The 1,455-nt window shown below is 68.1% G+C and carries 2 protein-coding genes; both read right to left on the bottom strand.

Features of this window, described 5'->3' with window-relative positions:
• Positions 1–38 precede the first annotated feature (38 nt).
• Positions 39–890, bottom strand: coding sequence for an IS3 family transposase (locus ACTQWD_RS08660; RefSeq protein WP_370450575.1), 852 nt, complete (start codon positions 888–890; stop codon positions 39–41).
• 20 nt (positions 891–910) lie between these two features.
• The gene (locus tag ACTQWD_RS08655) at positions 911–1,408 is read right to left on the bottom strand and encodes a helix-turn-helix domain-containing protein (protein ID WP_099431658.1); all 498 of its coding nucleotides are present in this window, start codon (positions 1,406–1,408) and stop codon (positions 911–913) included.
• Positions 1,409–1,455: the final 47 nt, after the last annotated feature.

The following is a 1,455-nucleotide window of genomic DNA, read 5'->3' as shown; positions in this document are numbered from 1 at the left end:
TGAACTGCGCCCCGAAACTTGGACTGAATAAATAGCGACTACGCCGCAAGGGCCCGGTTCCGGAACTCCTCCGGCGTCAGGCCCTTCAATCTTACCTGCCTGCGCCGCGTGTTCCAATGGGCTATGTACTCCTCCAGGTCGCGCTTGAAGTCCTCGAAGCTGCCCCACTCCCTGCCGCGGTAGAACTCGTCCTTCACGTGGCCGAAGAGCTGCTCGGTGGCGGCGTTGTCGATGCAGTTCCCCTTGCGCGACATGCTCTGGGTGATGCCCGCCCCCTCCAGCCTGGAGGTGTAGGACTCGTGCTGGTACTGCCAGCCCATGTCCGAGTGCATGGTCGGTGCCGCCCCGTCGGGCAGGGCCTCGAGGAGCCGGTCGAGCATCCTGTGCTGCTGGGCGAGGTCCGGAGAGGTCGATATGTCGCTCGCCACGATCTCCTTCGTGCAGAAGTCGAGCACCGGGGCCCAGTAGGCCTTGGCGCCGGCGACCTTGAACTCGGTGACGTCGGTGCCGAGCTTCTGCCACGGCCCCTCGGCGCCGAAATCCCTCGCGATGACGTTCTCGAACGTGCTCCCCACGAGCCCCCTGTAGGAGCTGTACCGGCGGCGGGAGCCCCGGCGGCGTATCGCGCACCGGATGCCCATCTCGCGCATCATCTTGAGCACGGTCTTGTCGGCCACGACCGCGCCCAGCTCGGCGCGCAGGCACATGGCTATCTGCCGGTGCCCGCAGCCGTTGGCGGTGCGCGAGAATATCTCGGCCGCGGCGTCGCGCAGCTCGGGCCTGGTCGGCCTCCGCGGGTGCGCCAGCGCGTAGTAGTAGGTCGACCTCCTGAGCCCCGAGCACTCCAGCAGGTGGCGCAGGGAGTGCCCCTCCGCCCTCAGCGCCCTCACCGCCTCGGCCGCCGCCCTGGTCAGAGCCCGTCCCGCTCGACCAGGGCGCGCAATTTTTTTAGGTAGGCGACCTCGGCCTCGAGCCTGCGGCAGCGCTCCTCGAGCTCCTGCTCGCGGGTGCGGGCCCGGGGTTTCGACCTCGACCCCCTCGGCCTGCCCTTCGGTCCGGGCCGCAGCGCCTCGGCGCCGCCCTCGCGGTAGAGCCTGCACCAGCGCTCCAGCGGGGACTTCGACCTGATCCCGAACTCGGCCATGGCGTCGGTCTTCGCCATCCCGCCGTCGACCACGGCCGACGCCGCGGCGACCCTCTGCTCGAATGTGTACCTGGATTGTTTCCCGCCCATGGACAGCAGCGCCTCGCTTCCGAACGCCCGGTATACCCACTGCCATTCTCTCACGGTCTCGCGGGGGACGGACAGGGCCTCGGCCGCCGGCTTGCAGCCGACGCCGGCGTCGAAGAGCTCGACGGCCCGCCTCCTGGACTCCAGGTCGTGCTTCACCCTGAGGTCTATACTCATGGAAAACCTCCCATTTCCCGATGTCCAAGAAATGGGAGGCAGTTCAC

Source organism: Collinsella sp. LCP19S3_B6, from assembly GCF_052121815.1.
Lineage (GTDB): Bacteria > Actinomycetota > Coriobacteriia > Coriobacteriales > Coriobacteriaceae > Collinsella.
The sequence above is the reverse complement of the archived record's forward strand: the minus strand, read 5'-3'. Positions and strand labels throughout refer to the sequence as shown.